At 62.7% G+C, this 19,623-nt stretch carries 8 protein-coding genes; 7 read left to right on the forward strand and 1 reads right to left on the reverse strand.

Annotated features, from left to right (window positions below):
- Positions 1-509: IS5 family transposase (locus OCH239_RS05160; protein WP_037259944.1), on the reverse strand; the 509-nt coding region annotated here is incomplete at its 3' end.
- A 433-nt stretch (positions 510-942) separates the two neighbouring features.
- Here OCH239_RS05160 and OCH239_RS05165 point away from each other — a divergent pair.
- The 7 genes from OCH239_RS05165 to OCH239_RS05195 are packed head-to-tail and all read left to right on the forward strand — an operon-like array spanning position 943 to position 19,615.
- The gene (locus tag OCH239_RS05165; RefSeq protein ID WP_280110273.1) at positions 943-4,167 is read left to right on the forward strand and encodes an STY4851/ECs_5259 family protein; all 3,225 of its coding nucleotides are present in this window, start codon (positions 943-945) and stop codon (positions 4,165-4,167) included.
- Between the two features lie 11 nt (positions 4,168-4,178).
- The gene (locus OCH239_RS05170; protein WP_037259615.1) at positions 4,179-10,241 is read left to right on the forward strand and encodes a DEAD/DEAH box helicase; all 6,063 of its coding nucleotides are present in this window, start codon (positions 4,179-4,181) and stop codon (positions 10,239-10,241) included.
- Positions 10,242-10,268: 27 nt separating this feature from the next.
- A complete protein-coding gene (locus OCH239_RS05175) occupies positions 10,269-13,271 on the forward strand; it encodes a BPTD_3080 family restriction endonuclease (RefSeq protein WP_037259618.1) in 3,003 nt (1,000 codons plus the stop codon).
- Entirely contained in the window at positions 13,268-14,194 is a 927-nt protein-coding gene (locus OCH239_RS21620) for a PDDEXK family nuclease (RefSeq protein ID WP_051489311.1), read from the forward strand. Before OCH239_RS05175 ends, OCH239_RS21620 begins: the two co-directional genes overlap by 4 nt.
- A complete protein-coding gene (locus tag OCH239_RS23490; RefSeq protein ID WP_037259620.1) occupies positions 14,191-17,253 on the forward strand; it encodes a site-specific DNA-methyltransferase in 3,063 nt (1,020 codons plus the stop codon). Before OCH239_RS21620 ends, OCH239_RS23490 begins: the two co-directional genes overlap by 4 nt.
- Complete coding sequence (locus tag OCH239_RS05190) at positions 17,250-17,597, forward strand: DUF4357 domain-containing protein (RefSeq protein WP_037259621.1); 348 nt, start codon at positions 17,250-17,252, stop codon at positions 17,595-17,597. The genes OCH239_RS23490 and OCH239_RS05190 overlap by 4 nt, the downstream gene beginning before the upstream one ends.
- Entirely contained in the window at positions 17,594-19,615 is a 2,022-nt protein-coding gene (locus OCH239_RS05195) for a UvrD-helicase domain-containing protein (RefSeq protein ID WP_037259623.1), read from the forward strand. The genes OCH239_RS05190 and OCH239_RS05195 overlap by 4 nt, the downstream gene beginning before the upstream one ends.
- Positions 19,616-19,623 lie beyond the last annotated feature (8 nt).

A 19,623-nucleotide genomic window follows, 5' to 3' on the forward strand; every position in this document is an offset into this window, starting at 1 on the left:
TCCCTACTCCATGTGACCTCGTTGGCCCGAATTTCCAGCGTCTGTTCATCGACGCCGATGTGAATCTTGCGCCGCAGGCGGCGTTTAGCGCCACCATGCTTGCGGGCGTGCCATTCGCCTTCGCCTTCCGCCTTGATGCCGGTGCTGTCGATCAGCAGGTTCAGCGGCCCCTCGGAGCCGCGGTAGGGAACGGTCACCGCCAAGGCCTTCTGGCGCCGGCTCAGCGTGCTGAAATCCGGCACCGCCCAGTCGAGGCCGACCAGGCGCAGGAGGCTTTCAACGAAACCGGTCGTCTGCCAAAGCGCCATGCCAAAGGGAACCTTCATCATCAGGCACGTCTGGATCGCGGCGTCGCTATATCGCCGCTGCCGGCCTCGCTTGCCGGTCGCCGACGGCACCCAGACCATGTCCGGATCGAACCAGATCGTCAGGGAGCCACGCTGCTTCAGCGCTTCGTTATAGGCCGGCCAGTTCTTGGTATTGTAGTTCGGCGGGAGAGGTCTGCTCATGGCGCCCCAGCTACCACTCTGAATTCACGAGATGAATCCTACATCCGACTTTGCGCAACAAAGCCTGCGGGCTACACAACCGTAGACTTGCCGGCTCATTGACCGCGCGGGTGTTCGAGAAATAGCTTACCTGCAACTATTTGGAAAGCGATTCCGATGGCGACATCAATTGGTTGAGCATGCAGATTTGGGCTTTTGCTGGCACAATTGATGTTCTTCAAACGTTAAACGTGGCCGCAATTTCGTAACTGGCGGGATCCTTGCTCCGATAGGTCGAGAGTCAATACGTAGATATTTAATGGATCGACGTTGTGCCCTTCTTGGTACAAATTCAAATTTCCCTATCAAATATGACGCCACGGAAAATCAGAAACATGCATCTTGCATTGCCTCGAGGCGGGTCGCATGGTTGCTCCGGGGTAGGGTTCTTGAAATGGCATTAGTTGACGATTCAGTCCAGGGTATTGGAGTGGAGCCGGATGGAAGGCCCTTGTATGCCTATTGCGTCGGCGAGAAACTCTATCACGAGCTTAGAGACACTGTCGGACACAATCTAAAGCTTGGCCGTTTCAAAACTGCGGCTGCACCTTTTGTTCTTTGGGCGGCCGAAAGATATCGGAAAGAGTATGACGGCGGCGGACTGTCGTGGGAATTCCTGACGGAGCCGCTGGGCATTGCCCTCACCCAGCAGCAGCTGCGTGAAATCACGGGCGTGGGCATGGCGCGCATGGGACGCTCCGTTCGCCGGCTGGACAGCGGCGTGCAGTATCTGCGCGCCATCGCCGCGGAGGGCGGGATCCCGGTCAGGCTCCTGAGCGACCAGCGGGGCGGCTATCGCGCCGCGCTGGTCGGATTGGTGGCCGATCTTTCCCGCATCGGACTGGGGTGCCCGCGGGATGTTGCACTGACTTTCGCGGCCCAGCGGACGCGCCGCCTTCCCGTCGGCTACCGCACGGGCGAATATCACGCGCTCTTCGTGGATTTCGCTTTCGAGGTTCTCGAATTGAGGGAGCTCGCGCCGGAAGGCATGTCGGCGCAGGAGGTCGAGCCGTTTCTTGACCGGGGCAAGCCGGGCTGGAGGGACGCCCTTTCTTTGCGGCTCGATGGTGACGCCGCACGAAGCCTGTTATCGGACGCAGTCCTCGTCTCCGCTCGTCATGGATTGGTTACAGACCCGATGACCCGGGTGCTGCGACGCTGCGAAGACGGTAATTGGTCAGCATGGATCGAAGTCGAGGAGGCTGCAGAAATTGCGCCGCAACTGGTTCAGGGCGTCGAACCGGATCGACGACGGTTGCGTCTGGCTCCGGTCGGCGCGCTTGCATCAGCCGTGCCGGACCTGCTCTTCGCTCTGGATCGAGAGACGCCCGACAGGCCCTGGGACAGCCGCCGGATCAGCGGGCGCCGAACGGCGCGCTTTCATTTCCCGCTGAATACTGGGGCCGAACTGATGGCCATGGCCGATGGAGCATTCCTCGGCCGGGTGAGGCTCGCCGGTGGCGAGGCGATCGAGATCGATGCCGGGCCGACGTTCTGGAGGCTGGCGGAAATGGGTGAAGCCGGGGCCGAGGCGCTGTCTTATGCTGGAAACGGGGCCCTCCGGACACATGACCCGCATGTCTGGATGCTGGCCGAAGGAGGCAAGGTTCCCGATTGCACCGGCTCTCTTGTTGCCGAACCTGACGGATCGGTGCCTGGAGGGACGATCTGGCGACTGTCTGGGAACGGGCGTGTCCTTGTCGCCGGCGGCAATGCCCAGATCGAAACAGGAGCTGAAGAAGATACCCGCGAAGAGATCCACGCAAGCGGCCCATTGGAATATCGCTTGCTCGATACGCGCGGCACGCCGGTGCATCGCGGAGTGCCGGCGATCCTTCATCGGCATCCCGGACGTGGTTTCCGACAATTGCTCGGAGCGGAACTGCGCCATCAGATAGCGGGGAGCACGATATGGCATGGCGGATCCCCCTCGGATACAATGATGGGCCGCGTTTCCTTCGCCGTCCGCGAGGGCGCCGGGGTTGGTGCCCGGGTCACGGTGAACTTGGTCCCTCCCAAGTTCTCGGCCGGGGAGGTGACGTATGGGGACGATCCATGCAGGCGGATCCGTTTTGATGGCGTGCCGCAAGGATGGTTGTTGCGGGTAGCATCCGGAAAACCGCAGCAACCCGACGCCGATGGCGTTGTCGAGGTGCGGCTTGACGCTCCCATAGGCAGCCAGGCGCGATTGCCACTGACGTTGGCCGGTCCCAATGGGGCGCCGCCCATGTCCTGGGTCCTGAATCTGCCGCGCCCTCGGGGCGAGTTCCAGACAGTCGCGGGCGAGACACTGGCGTCAAACCAAGACATCTCGATGCAGACCCTGAAGGACTGGCGGATCGTCCCGGCGGAAGATAGGCGGACAGAGTTGCGGATCCGTCTGCACAGTGCCTCGGCTGGAGGTGCGCCGATCGTCGGCAGGCGGGTAACGGTCGAGCAGCCACTGTCGGCTTTTCGGTCACTCTTGGAAGAGATGCTCGTGACAGGCGGTGCCGATGCCGAGCTCCGGCTTAGGGTGATCACGGGCGCAGACCAATCGCCGCGACTCATAGTGCGTCACGCGCTGGGGGAAACACGGCTTCTGGGCGAGGACGTGTTGGTGCTCAATGACCAGACGCCGGTGCACGAACCCGCGCTCGCGATCACTGCCGTAGATCTGAACGACCCGGCCCGCGTGGTGGAGACTGGAGCCCGGGGCCTTTCGCACCTGGGAAGAGGGCGCTGGTTCCTGTTGCCGCGGAGAGGCAGCGCGCCTATGCGCCCCCCACGCCCCTACGTACGTCCTGAGCCTGCCGGGACTACAGGACAGGATGCGCCCAGACGGGCTGACCGTATTGCGCACTACGCCCGCCGCTTTTCAGAAACCAACATCGAAAATGACCTCGCTCGCCTGGCTGCCTTGTCCGAGATGCTTCTTGCAAACGGCGTCTCGCCATCCGCACTGGACGAGGTGCACGCACTGGCAAAAGTGCCCTCGGCTGCCGTACGACTGCTGTTTCGTGTCGCGCCGTCCGACCTTGAGGACGCACTATCTCTGGATTTGCACGGTGGCCCGGGATGGTCTTTCATCGGTCCTGTGGATTGGGCGAAAGGCTTCGCGGATGAGGCGGCGGCTGTGCACGCGACTTTGGCAGCGCTGCCTGCTCTTGCCGATAGGGCAGACGAGCATGCCCGCGACGCTGTGACCGCGCGTGCGGCGGACATCCTGCGGTTGCGTCCGGCACTGGAGGGACATGTCGCCCTCGCGCTTCAGCAATTGGATCCGATGGCAATCGCCGCCCTTGCACAGCGCCTTGGCGGCCTGTCGCGCGGGCTACAGAATCCTGAGGGCACGCTGCTGGAAACCGCGCGAGCCATCATTAGCCGCCAAGCCGAGAATCCGCATTCATTGCACACCTTGGCCGCGCGAAGACGTCCCTCCGGCTTCGATGTCTTTCACCCCGACTTGCGCGGCTTGATCGAGGCACCGCTTGTCGTGGCCGAGATTGCCTTCGGCCTGCGACCGCCGCCGACCACCAGAGAACGTGTAGAGCTGCTGCTTGCGGTACAGGCAGACCAGGCCGCCTACGAGACTGCGCAACCGGCAGCAATCGCCTGGCTGGCGCAGCAGAGAACCTGAGAGGGCGAACCATGAAAGACCAGAGCGCATTGCCGAGTTCTGGATACAACGCGATTCTGGCGCGCGTGAACGACCGCGCGGCTGACGCTGTCATCGGTAAGGGACGCGTGCAGTCGCGCAGCTTACGCGCCAATTTGTCTGCGCGGTTGCACGGGCAGGCCGGCGGACCTGACGCTTTCGTGGCTGACCCGGTCTTCGAGGCGGCGCGCGTTTGGGAACGGGCAGACGTATGCCTCGACGACTTGGCCGGAGGGATGCTCGACGAAGATCTTGTCGCGGCATTGGACCGCGGGACCCTGCTGGACGGCACACCGAATGACCGACGCTGGCCACGGCGCGGCGACGATGTCGCGCCATACCTGCACCAGCTCCGCGCTTGGGAGGCGGCCGAGGCTGGGCGCAGTTTCATGGTCACCAGCGGGACCGGGTCAGGCAAGACCGAGTGCTTCATGATCCCGATGCTGAACGACCTTCTACGCAGCCACAAACCCGGCGAAACGGGCGTGCGGGGCATCGTGCTCTATCCGCTGAACGCTCTGATCGACAGTCAGAAAGAGCGCCTGGGTGCGTGGATGGACCCGCTGGCAAACCGGCTGTCTTATGCGCTCTACAACCGCCACATGCCGGATACTCTGCCGGGACCCAAGAGACGCGGCGCTCAGGTGATGGAACGTCGGGCGATGCGCCAGGCGACACCCTCGCTCATGGTGACCAATGTTACCATGCTGGAATACATGCTGATGCGTGCACAGGATCGGCCGATCCTTGACAAGTCGCAGGGCACGCTGCGGTGGATCGTGCTTGACGAGGCGCACAGTTACGTCGGTGCACAGGCGGCGGAGATGGCTCTTCTGCTGCGCCGCGTGCGCGATGCATTCGGGGTGGCTCCGGAAGATGTCCGCCTTGCTGCGACGTCCGCAACGATCGGCGAAGGCGACGAGAACCGGGAGACCTTGCGACAGTTCCTGGCCGATCTGGCGGGCCTGAGCCCCGCTCAGGTCGAGGTGATAGAAGGTCAGGAACGAGCGCCTCATCTGCCGCCAGAAGGCCCGGACGAAACGCTGGAGCCGGATACGATGCCGTCTGCGCCCGATGTACTGTGGCGCAAGCTGGCTCCGAACCCTCGATTGCGAAAGGTGCGCACCGCGATGCGTGATCGCGGTATCGGCCTTCGTGCGGCGGCAGCGTTGATGGGGCGCGAAAGCGATACGGAAGGCGCGCTGCGCCTTCTTGAAGCGGCGGCGCAGGCGATTGATCCGGACACAGGCGTCGCGCTTGCCCCATGGCGGCTGCATGTGTTCCATCGGGCGCAAGGCGGGCTCTGGGCCTGTGTCGATCCCGAGTGTTCCAAGCGCGACGAGGCCCTGCTTCAGGAGGACCGAGACTGGCCCTTCGGTAGGATCCACTTCGCCGAAAGGGATAGGTGCGACTGCGGAGCACCGGTGTTGGAGATCGCAGCTTGCGATGAATGCGGCACCCCATGGCTGCGCGCAGAGGTCGTCAATGAGGGCCCACATCGTATATTGCGACCAGCTCACGGAGCGGGGATCGATGACGACTACATCTTGGATGTGGAACCCGAGGACGACGATGACGGTGAACCTGCCGCATCGCTTCTATCCGAAAACGTGATCGTCGGACCCGGAAACGGGACTGAGGGGGAATTTCTTCGCTTTTCCGACGCGCACCTGTTCGAACATCCAAAGGAGGGAGACCGCGTTCTGTCGCTCACCATCCTCGCGGAACAAGATCGCAGGTGTTGCGAGCGTGCCGGGCACAAGGGCGTTACCGTGCGTCCCCAACGTTTCGGTGCGCCGTTCCTGATGGGCAACGCGATGCCGCTGCTCATCGAGGCAGCTAAGCCCAGTAGCCATGACCATCCGGTTCCGTTCGGGGGGCGGCGGCTTCTGTCTTTCACAGACTCCCGCCAGGGCACCGCGCGTTTCTCTGCGAAGCTCCAGCAGGATGCGGAGCGCACGCTGACACGGGCAATCATGTACCACTCGGTCCAGAACCGGGAGGGCGATCCGGAAAAAGCCGCCCAGATCCGGGCCACTATTGAAGCTCTCCGCCCGGCGGCCGCATCCAATCCTTTGCTCGCAGCGAGCTTGGCGGAACAAGAGGCCGCATTGCACGCTGCCGAAGGCGCCCCGAGGCCCGTGCCGTGGTCGGATATGGTGCAGCGCGTCGCACAGAATGAAGAGTTCCGCAACTTCGCGCGGCCAGTCTGGCACAATCGGCCGGAGAAGGGCGACGATGCATTGGGAACCCATCCCACGGCCTTGGCCGAGCTGTTTCTCTACCGCGAGCTTTTCCGCCGTCCCCGTCTTCAGAACAACGTCGAGACGATGGGCCTGGCCCGGCTTCTGTTCCCCGAGCTTGTCGCGCAGGCGCGCTTGTCGGTTCCCGATCCTCTGCGCGAGGCGGGCCAAAATCAAACCGTCTGGGCCGATCTTCTGCATGCGGCTGTGGACCTTGTGTTCAGAACCAACCTGGCGATCCGACTGCCGGAAGACCCTGCGGACGTGCGGCACTGGATCTCGCCGCACAGCGCTCTGTCCGCGGTCGTGGAACCTGGTCTCTCCAAGGACGACGTGCCTGGTGTTGGTAACCCCCGTTTCTTTCCAACAGCGCAATCCGATCGCTCCAACCTCGTCCGTCTCGTCTATCGTCTGATCGGTGGCAGCATGGACAGCGCCACGGACGTAGAGCGCGCCGCCGCTACACTTGCGGCGATCTGGGACCGGCTGCGCAAGGCGGGAGTCATCGTCAATGCCGCCTCCGGCGTCTGGCGTGTCGAGTTCAAAAGGGCCGCCATCGCACCGGTCGAAACGGCATTCGAGTGCTCGGTCACCCGGCGGCTCCTGCCCTTCGCGCCGGGAGGGCTGTCGCTGAACGCCATTGCCGCAAGCGAAGTCACCCGCGCCGTCGCTATGCCGACGCTACCCTTGGCCGTGCCGGTTGGCACATCGGCGGCCCAACGGGATACGCTGCGGGCCTGGCTTGCGCACGACCCGATCGTCGCCGGGCTCCGCCTCGAGGGGCACTGGACGGATTTGCACGACCGGACTGCCGAGTTCACGCCTTTCTTGCGCGCCCAGGAGCATTCCGCACAGATCGACCGGCAGAGCCTGAAGACCTATGAGGACGCTTTCCGTGAGGGTAGGATCAACGTGCTGAACTGTTCCACAACCATGGAAATGGGCGTGGACATTCCTGACGTTGGTCTTGTGGTAAACACCAACGTCCCGCCTTCTCCTGCCAACTACCGGCAACGTATCGGTCGTGCCGGTCGACGGGGTGAGCCATGGGCCATGGCGTTCACCTTCTGCAAGGACTTGCCGCTCGACAATATGATCTTCCGCGAGCCGGAGAGATTGCTCGGCGCGCAGGTCGCGGCGCCGCAGGTCCGGCTCGACTCCGCGATCCTTGTGCAGCGCCATGTGAATGCGGCGCTGTTGGGGCTCTTCCTGCGCGAGGGTGGCGGGATGAGCATTCGGACTAACATGGCCTCGTTCATGGGCGCGACGGAGGCGATGGACGCGCCCTTCCTGCCCGACAGTGTGGCCGATGATTTCCTCTTTGCACTCAAGGGCGATTGGGGCGCTCAGGACGGTGTCTCCCAGGCGCTGGCCAGGCTGGTCAGGGGGACCTGTCTTGCAGGCCATACTGGGCTGGTGTCGCGCGCCGAGGGCGACTTTGGCGCCATGCGAAATCGCTGGCGCGACGAATACGAACAACTCGTCGAGGCGCAGTCGGTCTATGCTGATACTGACCCGGCGCATTGGCTCTACCGCAAGCGCGCGAAGCGCTTGCGGGAGGAGTTCATGATGACCGAACTTGCCCGACGCGGGTTCACGCCTTCCTATGGCTTCCCGGTGGATGTGGTTTCCTTTGACCATGCCGGGAAAGGGCGGGGCGAGCCCGGGCCTTCGCGCCCGCTGGACATGGCAATCCGGGAGTATTCGCCAGGATGTGAAGTGGTGATTGACGGGCTGGTACATCGGTCCGATGGCGTGCTGCCGACCTGGGGCAACCGTAACGATCCCGGCTCGGTCGAGGATCTCCGGACACTGTTCACCTGCCGGTCGTGTAATCTGTTCGGCACCACGCGGCACGAGGCAGCCGATTGCCCGCGCTGCGGTAAACCACTCGTCCGAACAGAGATTTTGCGCCCTGCGGGCTTCCTCGGGACCCGCCGTCCACACAGCGCTTATGAGAAACTGGCCTATGTGCCGCCCGACCCGCCCCGTGTGTCGGCCGAGCCGGAGAACTGGGTGTCGCTTCCCGATCCCGAGGTCGGCCGCCAACGCACTGCGCGTGAAGGGCGGGTCCTGGTCACCGCTTCGGGCGATCACGGTGACGGCTACGCGGTCTGCATCGCCTGCGGTCGCGCAGAGGCAGAGATCGGAGAACACGACTCGCCGCTGCCCGCCGGGATGGTCCGACACCGGCCCCTTCAAAAGCTGCGCGACAACCCACGCCACGACGGGCTTTGCCCGGCGAACGACGACGCCTCTCGCAAGATCCGGCGGCATGTGAAACTCGGAACCGAGATGGTGACCGACGTGTTCGAGCTTCAGCTCGATTCGCTGCCAAGCACTGAAGCAGGCAAAGGTAAGGCCTCAGCCATCGGCGCCGCGCTGCGGGAGGCGCTTGGCGCACGGCTCGGCGTGGATGCCGAAACCATGGGCCTCGCCGTCGCGCCCAGCCTGCGGCCCGACGAGGCCCGGCGGAGCGCAGTATTCCTTTATGACAAGGCTTCGGGGGGATCTGGATTTGCCTCCGCTGCGGATCGTGACCTGCCAAGCCTCCTGCGCGAAGCCGCGTCGCGCCTTAGCTGCCCGGCCAATTGCGCCACGGGATGCCCGGAATGCGTGTTGCGGCGCGATCTGCAATTTGGCACGGCAATGGATCGACCCGGCGCGCTGGAGATGCTGAAGAAGGAGATCTTACCGCGCCTTGAACTTCCGGAGGCATTGCAGCTTTTCGGCCCATCAACGCAGGCAGTCACGCGCCCGCTCGCCGATTGGATTGGTCGGCAATTGGCACACGGCGCTATTGAGCGCCTGGCGCTCTTCCTTACCGACCCGCCTTCCGGCTGGGACGTGGCCGAATGGCCCGGAACGCGCATTGCCGAAGATGCCGGCCGTACCGGTGTCCCGGTCACAATCGTGATGCGGTCGTCTGATGTCCACCGCCTGGAGATGTCGCAGAAGCTGGACCTGGTTCGCCTCGTCACCCGTGCACGCGCAACCTTGCACCTGGCAGACGATCTGCCCGCGGCAGGCGATGCGCCAATCCTCGCTGAGACCCGTCTCGATGGGCAGGAGATTGCCATTGCTGCACCAGATCAGGATGCCGGCCATGTGAACCGTCACTGGGGGGACGTCTCGCGGACGCTGGCTGTGCGTGGCCCTCGTGTGCCGTTGGCGGTCAGCGCGGCGCTTTCGTTGGACAAGGTCACGGCTTATGGCGAGGGCAACTCCGCCCAAAAGGACGTGACCACCGAACTGGATGGTCCGGTCGGGCAGTTCGGCCAGCGGTTCTGGGGCATCGCGAAGGGTCTGCGCCCTCAGGTTTTCACCGGCTCGGCCCGTCTCGTGCAGGTTACTTACAATGATCGATACTTGCGCAGTCCGTTCACTGCGCGCCTCCTCTTCGAGGCATGGCGCACGCTTCCATTGAAGAACGCGGATACGCGGCTGGACATCGTGACAGAGGCGCTTGGGTCGCCCGAACGACCAGGGTTCCTACTCTGGCACAATTGGGAAACGGATATGCTCCGTGGGGAGGTTCTGTCGGCGCTCCTCCCTGGCGCTTCGGTAATACTCGGAACAAAGTCCGACTGCGCCCATGCGCGTTTCTTCCGTTTCCGCTTCGAAGATGGATCGGAGACTTCCCTGTTTCTGGACCAAGGGTTCGGAGCTTGGCGCGAAGCCTCGCGCCGGACTTCACGGTTCGCTCATGATGTCACCCCCGATGCGCAGGCCCGCGCGCTTAGAGACTTGCGGTTCGATGTGGCTTTGCAGGACGGCGGACGTTTCCCTTCCCCCGTCTGGCTACGCTGGTAGTGTGCGATTCAGAACAGGAGTCCTTTGATGTCTCAGAGATTTTTCGACGCCCCAATCCTGAATTCGCCCTACCGCGTTCCGGAACGGAATTGGGAATTGGACAAGGATGGTCGTCCGACCGACCGCATTATCGAGCGGCGCAGAAAGTCAGATCTGATTTCGGCAATGCCGGGGGCGAAGGCAAAGGTCAGCAAACAGGCGAGCCTGACTTTCGATGACCTGTCGACGGAGGACGTTGATTACAACCCGACACCCTACATCAATGAGTTGCGGGAGGCCGTCGACACGTGGCGCAACCTGCCCAACCCCGCGCAATGGAGGGTCTCTCCCGTCACCCAAAGGCTCCTGCAGCATTGGCGGGCGATTCAGGCGGACGAGACCGTTCCAATCCGGCCCTTTTTCTGTCAGCTTGAAGCGGTAGAGGTCGCGATCTGGCTATCCGAGGTGGCGCCGAAGGACGGCAAGCGTGGTAGGCGGTTCCTCGAATGGCTGAAGGCGTCGAATGCGGCGGCCAATCCGGACTTGTTCCGCATCGCGCTCAAGCTCGCAACCGGGGCAGGCAAGACCACGGTCATGGCCATGCTGATGGCCTGGCAAGTCCTCAATGCCGCGCGCTCGCCGTCATCCAAGAGCTTCGGGAAGGGTTTCCTGATTGTCGCGCCTGGCATAACTATCCGTGATCGCCTGCGTGTTCTCAAGCCTTCGGAGCCGGACAATTACTACGGCCGGCTGAATCTTGTTCCGTCCGATCTGATGACAGACATGCAGACTGCGAAGATCGTCATCACGAATTATCATGCGTTCAAGCTCCGGGAGAAGGTGACCCTTGCCAAAGGCACACGGGCCGCACTTTCCGGCCATGGCGACGGTCCGCAGACGCTTGAAACCGAAGGTCAGTTGCTCGCCCGCGTGATGCCTGAATTGATGTCCTCGGGCCCGATTACAGTGATCAATGACGAGGCGCATCACTGCTATCGAGAACGTCCTGACGCGGATCAGGAGAAGTTGACCGGAGATGCGAAGAAAGAGGCCGAAGAAAATAGCGAAGCGGCGAGGCTCTGGATCTCCGGCCTCGAGGCGGCCAAGCGCCATCTGGGTATACGGACCGTCTATGATCTGTCCGCGACACCCTTTTTCCTGTCCGGTTCAGGTTGGGTGGAGGGCACACTTTTTCCTTGGGTGGCCAGCGACTTCTCTCTCATGGACGCAATTGAATGCGGGATCGTGAAGCTGCCTCGTGTCCCCGTCGCGGATAACGTCGCAGGCCAGCCAGAACCGCTCTATCGCAACCTTTGGAAGGCCATCGGGAAAAAGATGCCGAAGAAGGCGCGCGGCGAAAAGAAGCCTGACCCTCAAAAGCTGCCGCTGGAACTACAGACCGCCATCGATGCGCTCTACGGCCATTACGAGAAAACGTATCGCGAATGGGAAATAGCGAAGGTCGGCATACCTCCGGTTTTCATCGTGGTCTGCAACAACACCACCAATTCCGAACTCGTGCGCGATTACATCGCCGGGTTCGAGCGCGAGGACGAGAACGGCGTCATCGACACCGTTCAGGGTCGCTGTTCGCTCTTTCGTAACTACGCCGACGACGGCGAGCGCCTCGACCGGCCGCGAACTATCCTGATCGACAGTGCCGCCATCGAATCCGGCGGCGAGGTCGACAAAGGCTTCCGTGAGGCCCATGCCGCCGAGATCGAGGCCTTCCGCCGCGAGAAGGCCGCGCGCAATGAGGGAGACCAGATCGACGAATCCGAAATCCTCCGCGAGGTGATGAACACGGTCGGCAAGAAAGGGAAACTCGGTGAACAGGTGCGTTGCGTTGTCTCCGTCTCCATGTTGACCGAAGGCTGGGATGCCAACAACGTCACCCACATTCTCGGCCTGCGGGCTTTCGGCACGCGTCTCATCTGCGAACAGGTCGTCGGTCGCGCCCTACGACGGCTGTCCTACGATGTTAACGAAGAAGGGCTCTTCACTACCGAATATGCCGACATCATGGGCATCGACGGGCTAAACTTCTCAGATGGCCCCCGTGTTGCGCCTCCTACGCCGCCACGTGAAGTCGTCCAGGTCCGCGCCATCTCGCCAGAGCGCGACCACCTCGAAATCGTCTTTCCGCGTGTCGAGGGCTACCGAACGGACCTGCCCAACGACACGCTCGCAGTTGATTTCTCTAAGGTCGAACCCTATGAACTGACCCCGGCCAAGGCCGGAGCAACTAAGGTCACCATGCAGGGTATCGTTGGCGAGCCAGCACACATCACCCTCGAGCACCTCGGCCAAATGCGACCTTCGGAGATCGCGACCAAGATCGCCTCTCACCTCGTCATGCACAAGCTCCGCGACGCGGGCGAGGCGCCAAAGACCCATCTTTTTCCCCGCGCCAAGCGGATTGTGCGCCAGTGGCTCGACAGTGATCGCCTGATCCTCACGGGCGGCACACAAAAGGCGCAGCTCACCTATAAGCAGATCGCCGACGAGGCCTGCGATACGATCCTTCACGCCCTCACTGTCGGCCGCGACGGTGACACCGTCATCCGCGCCGTGCTGGAGCCCTACAGCCCCGTAGGATCGACCATGGACGTGTCCTTCAATACCTCCAAGGCCACGCGGTTCTGGCCACGTCCTGATCGGTCGCACATCAACTGGATCGTCACCGACAGTGACTGGGAGGCGAAGCTCGCCAAGGTGATCGAGGACCACCCGATGACCCGGGCCTACGCCAAGAACCATAACCTCGGCTTTGAAATTCCCTACCTCGTCGAGGGTGAACCCAAACACTATCGCCCCGATTTCCTGGTCGCGCTGAACACGCCCGAACCCACCACCCTGATCATCGAAGCCAAGGGCTTCCGCGATGCCAAGGACCGGCTGAAGGCAGAAACCACGCGGCATCAGTGGGTGCCAGGCGTAAACACTCTCGGCCGCTATGGCCGCTGGGCCTATGCTGAGCTCCTTGACCCATATAGCTATGCCGAGGATCTCGACCGCCTTATCAGACAGACCGTCGGAGAACCTGCATGACGGCCATCAAGTTTGGCCGGCTTGAGGATCTTCCCCTGCGCGAAGCCTGGACGCATGAGGCTCTCCAGTTCACTCCCTGGCTGGCCGAAAACATCGAACACTTGTCTGAAGCCATCGGCGTCCAACTCGAGCTGACCGGCACCGAGGTCGCGGTCGAGACCTTCTCGGCCGACATCCTGGCACGCGACGAGGAAGACAATGTCGTTCTGATCGAAAACCAGTTGGAGACTACCGACCACACCCACCTGGGCCAGATCATGACCTACCTCGCGGGCCTTGAGGCGCAGACCGTTATCTGGATCGCACCGGCTTTTCGCGAGCCTCACCTGTCCGCTATCCGCTGGCTCAACGAACACACGGCGGACGGCTTTTCCTTCTTCGCCGTCAAAGCGCGCGTCGTCAGGATCGGTGACAGCCCTCTTGCCCCTGTTTTCGAGGTTGTCGAGAAACCCAACGATTGGGAACGCAGCCTCACGCGCAGAGCGCGCCAGTCCAGCGCCCCGTCCGAGGTCGGCGAAAAGCGGCGCGCCTTCTGGCAGGCCTACCTGGACCGCGTGCCCGGCGCCGCCGAATGGGGGCTGCGTCCGCTGCGCCTGTCCTCGGCCTGGGTGCCCATCGAGGGACTGGGCGAAGAAGCCTACCTGTCCCTCTGGGTCGGCAGCGAGGACTGCGGCGCGTTTATGCGGGGTGCGCGCGGATCGGACGGGCAGAGCGTGATCGAGAAGCTACAGCCCGCCGCCGACAGGCTGGCCGCCACACTGGGTGCAACGTTCGAAGGCTCGAACGGCCACTTCCTTTGGAAACGCGCCGGGATGAGCTACAGCGACCCCGCGGGCTGGCCGGACCTGATCGACTGGATGGAGCACACCCGGAAATCATACGAACAAGCGATCGCCGAGATCGTAACGAGGCGAGCACAATGACCGACAAGAAGACCCAGATCGACCCCATCACCCACGACGACCAGCGCGTGAACATCCCGACGCCGGAACTCGCGCCCATGATGGACCCGGACGATGCCAGGCCCATCAAGGTCGCCTACGAACAGCGCAACCCGGATCTCGACCCGCAGCTGATCTGGCGCGGCAAGGACATCGACCAGACCGAGATCACCGTCGACGCGCCGCCGATCTATCTGCAGGAACAGGTCCACCCCAAGGCGATCATCGAGGATCTGCGGGCAGGGGGCAAACGCAACGGCGAGGGCGGCGGCGCGGACCTCTTCGACCATTTCGGCATCACGGATGACGACCGCGAGGCGGAGATCGAGTTCTACCGCCACCACCGCAAATGGTCGAACCGGATGATCCTGGGCGACGGGTTGCAGGTCATGGCGAGCCTGGCCGAGCGCGAGGGGCTGAAGGGGCAGGTGCAGGCGATCTATATCGACCCGCCCTATGGCATCAAGTTCAACTCCAACTTCCAGTGGTCCACCACCTCGCGGGATGTGAAGGACGGCAACCTCCAACATTTGACCCGCGAGCCCGAGCAGGTGAAGGCCTTTCGCGACACCTGGCGCGACGGCATCCAATCCTACCTGCAATACCTGAGGGACCGCCTGGTCGTGGCGCGGGAGCTGCTGACCGAGAGCGGCTCCTGCTTCATCCAGATCGGGGATGAGAACGTCCACCGAGCAAGAGCGCTAATGGATGAAGTTTTTGGCGAGGAAAACTTCATAAGCCAAATAACCTTCCGAAAAGGAATGACACTCGCATCCTCGCATATATCTAACAACTCTGATTTCATCATTTGGTTTGCTAAGAACCGTGACGCTACGAAGATCCGCAAGGCGTTTCAACTTCGAGACTGGCAAACAGATGGATCTTATAGCAATTCGGATCCTAATTTGGCCAATCCTGCGATGTTCAAAGGCGACAGCGTCAAGGATGGGACTGCCGAGACGGTTTTTTCAACACAGCCTTTTCATGCTGCGGGCGTCAACTCCTCTTGCATGTTCCCAATAGACTTCTTCGGAAACCGCCTTACTCATCCGCGCCAAGGCTGGAAATCCAATGAGATCGGGATGACTCGTGCCAAGCTTGCCGGGCGTCTGATCGAAAGCGGCAACTCGGTCCGTTACAAAGTATATTTCCGCGACTATCCAGTTCAAGCAATCTCCAACAACTGGTTCAACCTTGGCGGCGAACCATCCAAAACGTACGTCGTTCAAACCGCTACCAAAGTCGTTGAACGCTGCCTCCTCATGACGACCGATCCCGGCGACCTCGTGCTCGATCCCACCTGCGGCTCCGGCACCACGGCTTACGTAGCCGAGCAATGGGGGCGGCGCTGGATCACCATCGACACGTCCCGCGTCGCCCTCGCGCTCGCCCGCGCGAGGATCATGGGCGCGAAATACCCCTGGTATCTGCTCAAAGATTCCGAGGCCGGGCAGAAGAAGGAGGCCGAGGTCACCCGCTCCGCCCCCTCGACCGCCGACACCTGGAACGACATCCGCCACGGCTTCGTCTACCAGCGCGTGCCCCATATCACGCTGAAAAGCATCGCCAACAACACCGAGATCGACACGATCTGGGACCAGATGCAGCCTGCCGTCGAGGAAGCTCTCCACGACATCAACTACAATATGGACACTTTCCCATGTCGCCATCCGGTCGAAACCGGTGGCCGCAAGGGCAGCTTCGTTGATTTCAAGAAGCGGCCGGAGGTGACCCTTCCCTCTGGCGAAGAGATCGACGGCGGTGACTTCATGGAATGGGAGGTTCCCCGCAAGGCAGAAACACCGATGGAAGGGGAGGTTCTGAAACTCTGGAATACCGCACGCCGGGCCAGGGACAAGCAGGACCCGCAGTTCGACGAGTGGCTCGAAGCTTTGAACGACGCCATCGAGGACCCGAGTTATGGGCATCTGGGCCGAAAGCGCTCGCATCATGGCTTCACCGAAGACTCGCTTGACGAGGTAATCAGTGATGAAGGCGTGCCGATGCTGCCTTGGCCTCGGGCGGCTGCCGAGGCGCATGCGCGCTTCTGGGAGGCGCGCATCGCCCGCCAGAAGGAAATCGACGCCAGCATCGCCGCCAAGGCCGATCACGAATACCTCTACGACAAGCCCTACGAGGACAAAAAGCGCGTCCGCGTCGCCGGCCCTTTCACTGTCGAAAGCCTCTCGCCCCACCGTACCCAGGCGGTCAACGAACAGGGCGAGCTGATCGACGAGCATGACGCCGCCAGTGGCCGCCGCGGGGCAGGGGAGCAGGAGGCCGAGAACTACCGCACCGCGATCCTCGAGAACCTCGCCAAGGCCGGGGTCCAGCAGGCGGGTCGTGAGGACCGCATCGACTTCACCTCGCTCTCCGCCTGGCCCGGCGAATGGCTCGCCGCCGAGGGCCGCTACATGGAGGGCGAGACCGAGCGCCGCGCCGGCATCCTGATCGGCCCCGAATACGGCACGCTCCAGCGCGCCGACCTCGTGGCCGCAGCGCGCGAGGCAGCCGATGCCGGCTTCGACCTGGTGATCGCCTGCGCCTTCAATTTCGACGCCCACACCGCCGAGTTCCAGAAGTTGGGCAAGATCTCCGTCCTGCAGGCCCGCATGAACGCCGACCTCCACATGGCGGGCGACCTAAAGGCCGGCGGCGGCAACCTCTTTGTGGTATTCGGCGAGCCCGACATCAAGATCGTCGAAGAAGGCGACCGGCTGCGCGTGCGCCTCCTGGGCGTTGACATTTTCCGCCCCGCCACGGGCGAAGTGTCGTCCTCGGACCCCGACGAGATCGCCTGCTGGTTCATCGACACCGATTACGACGAGCAGAGCTTCTTCGTCCGCCACGCCTATTTCCCGGGGGCCGAGATTCCCTACAAGCAGCTCAAGACGACGCTGAAGGCCGAGATCGACGAAGAGGCCTGGGAGAGCCTGAAGCGAACCGAGTCGCGTGCGTTTGCCCGACCGAGGTCCGGGCGGATCGCGGTGAAGGTGATCAACCACCTCGGGGACGAAGTGATGAAGGTGATCGGGGTATGAGTGTGGAATACGTCTTGGAGCGGCAGCTGGCCGTAGCCCATGGCTATCCGTCGACAGGCGGCAGTCGACCGAAATTCGTCGTGAAAGCGGGTTCGACCGCCATGAAGGACGGTTCGCCCAATGTGAAACGGAAGACCTGGCTGACGGACGAATTGGTCCGCAAGGGTATTCTGGCGCCCGATCCTCGGAATCCAAGTCTTTGGGTGTTCCAGCAGGACCACGAATTCTCGAGCGCATCGGCTGCCGGCGATGTCATCAACGACGGCAATCTCAGTGCTCCCCAATACTGGAAAAACACGACCACAGGGAAATCCTTGAAGGAGGATCTCGCGTCCAACCCATGACCTTCCGTATTGCTGACACCTTTTCCGACGCGCTTACCAAGCTTTCCGGTCAGGAACAGAAGGCCGCGAAGACCGCGGCCTTCGACGCGCAGATGAATCCTGGCAACCCGGGCCTGCAGATGCATCGGGTCGACCGGGCCAAGGACCCGCATTTCTGGACCGCGCGAGTGAACCGCGACGTCAGGCTTGTCCTGCACAAGAAAGACGGCGCAACGTTGCTCGCCTGGGTCGGCCACCATGATGACGCCTACCGCTGGGCCGAGCGGCGCCGGATCGACGTGCATCCGAGAACGGGGGCGGCGCAGATCGTCGAAATGCGCGAGACCGTCGAAGACGTTATCATCCAGCGCTACGTCGAGGAGGCCGTGAAGAAACCTCGTCTCTTCGCCGACGAGGACGATGACACGCTGCTGTCTTGGGGCGTACCAGAGGATTGGCTGGAAACGGTGCGCGATGCGACTGAAGATACAGTGCTGGACATCGCCGGCCACCTTCCCGCCGAGGCCGGCGAGGCATTGTTGCAGGCGGCCACGGGCGAACGGCCCGCGCCTGCGCCCCACGCTGAAGATCCCTACGAGCATCCTGATGCCGTGCGGCGCTTCCGGCTCACGACCACGGAGGCCGATCTGGCCGCCGCGCTTGAGGCGCCGTGGGAGAGATGGGCTGTCTGGCTGCACCCGGCGCAGAAAGAATTCGTGGACCGGGACTTCAACGGCCCAGCCCGAGTGATCGGCTCGGCCGGGACCGGCAAGACGGTCGTCGCCTTGCACAGGGCGGCTCGGCTGGCCCGCGAAGATGCCGGGGCGCGCATCTTGCTCACCACATTCAACCGGCGACTCGCCGATGGGCTTGCGGTCAAGCTGCCCATGCTGCTGCCGGACACGGCAGTTCGAGACCGTGTCACGACCCGCGCGTTAGGGGAGCTGGCACACGATCTTTACGTCGAAGCCTTTGGCCCGGTCGAGGAAGCGACCCCCGATGATGTCGCCGAGGCATTGGCCGATGCCGCCGCTGCGGCGGATGTGGGTGTGGACCCTGGCTTCCTGCAGGACGAATGGCGTCTCGTTATGGATGCCTGGGCTGTGACCGATCGCGATGCATACCGAGACCTGCCGCGCCTGGGCCGGCTCACGCGCATGGCGGCGTCGCGCCGGGATGCGTTGTGGGACGTCTTCGCCGATGCCCGCGCCGCGCTGGAGACACAGGGCACGCGAACCCGCGCCCAGATGCTCCACGCTCTCGCGGCACATTATCGTGCAGGCGCGCGGCGGCCGTTTACCCATGCGGTGGTGGACGAGGCACAAGATATTTCTGTGCCGGAACTGCATTTCCTGTCGGCCATTGCCGGAGACCTGCCGAACGGTCTGTTCTTCGCCGGTGACATCGGCCAGCGGATCTTTCGTGCGCCATTCCCGTGGAAGGCTGCCGGAGTGGACGTGCGGGGACGATCGCGCAGCCTAAAGGTCAACTATCGGACGTCGCAACAGATCCGAATCCAGTCTGACCGCCTGCTGCCCCCAAGCTTGACTGAGGCGGACGGCAACGAGGATCGGCGCACCGGTGTCGTCTCGCTTTTCGACGGCCCGGAACCGGACGTCGCCGAATTCCCGGATGCTGATGCAGAGATCAAGGCCATCGCCGGTTGGCTTGCCGACTTGGCTGATGAGGGTTTAACAGAGCGGGAGGTTGCACTCTTGGTTCGCAGCGAGGACGAGCTTCCACGTGCCAAGGCCGTCCGGGACACCTTCCGGTCGCTTACTGGCCGCGACGAAGGACCGGAAGTTCGCGTCATGCACGATGCGAAGGGCTCCGAATATCGCGCCGTGGCAGTGATGGCATGTGACGAAGATGTAATCCCCAAGGAGGATCGCCTCCTCGAAGCAAGAGACGAGGCGATGATCGAGGAAATCATGGCGACGGAACGCCATCTTCTATATGTCGCCACCACTCGGGCCAGAGAGCGTTTGTGGGTTTCCGGTGCAGGTCGCGTCTCGGAATTCCTTGAAGACCTTGTCTGATTGCCATT

This window comes from Roseivivax halodurans JCM 10272 (assembly GCF_000521785.1).
In the GTDB taxonomy this organism is placed as follows: domain Bacteria; phylum Pseudomonadota; class Alphaproteobacteria; order Rhodobacterales; family Rhodobacteraceae; genus Roseivivax; species Roseivivax halodurans.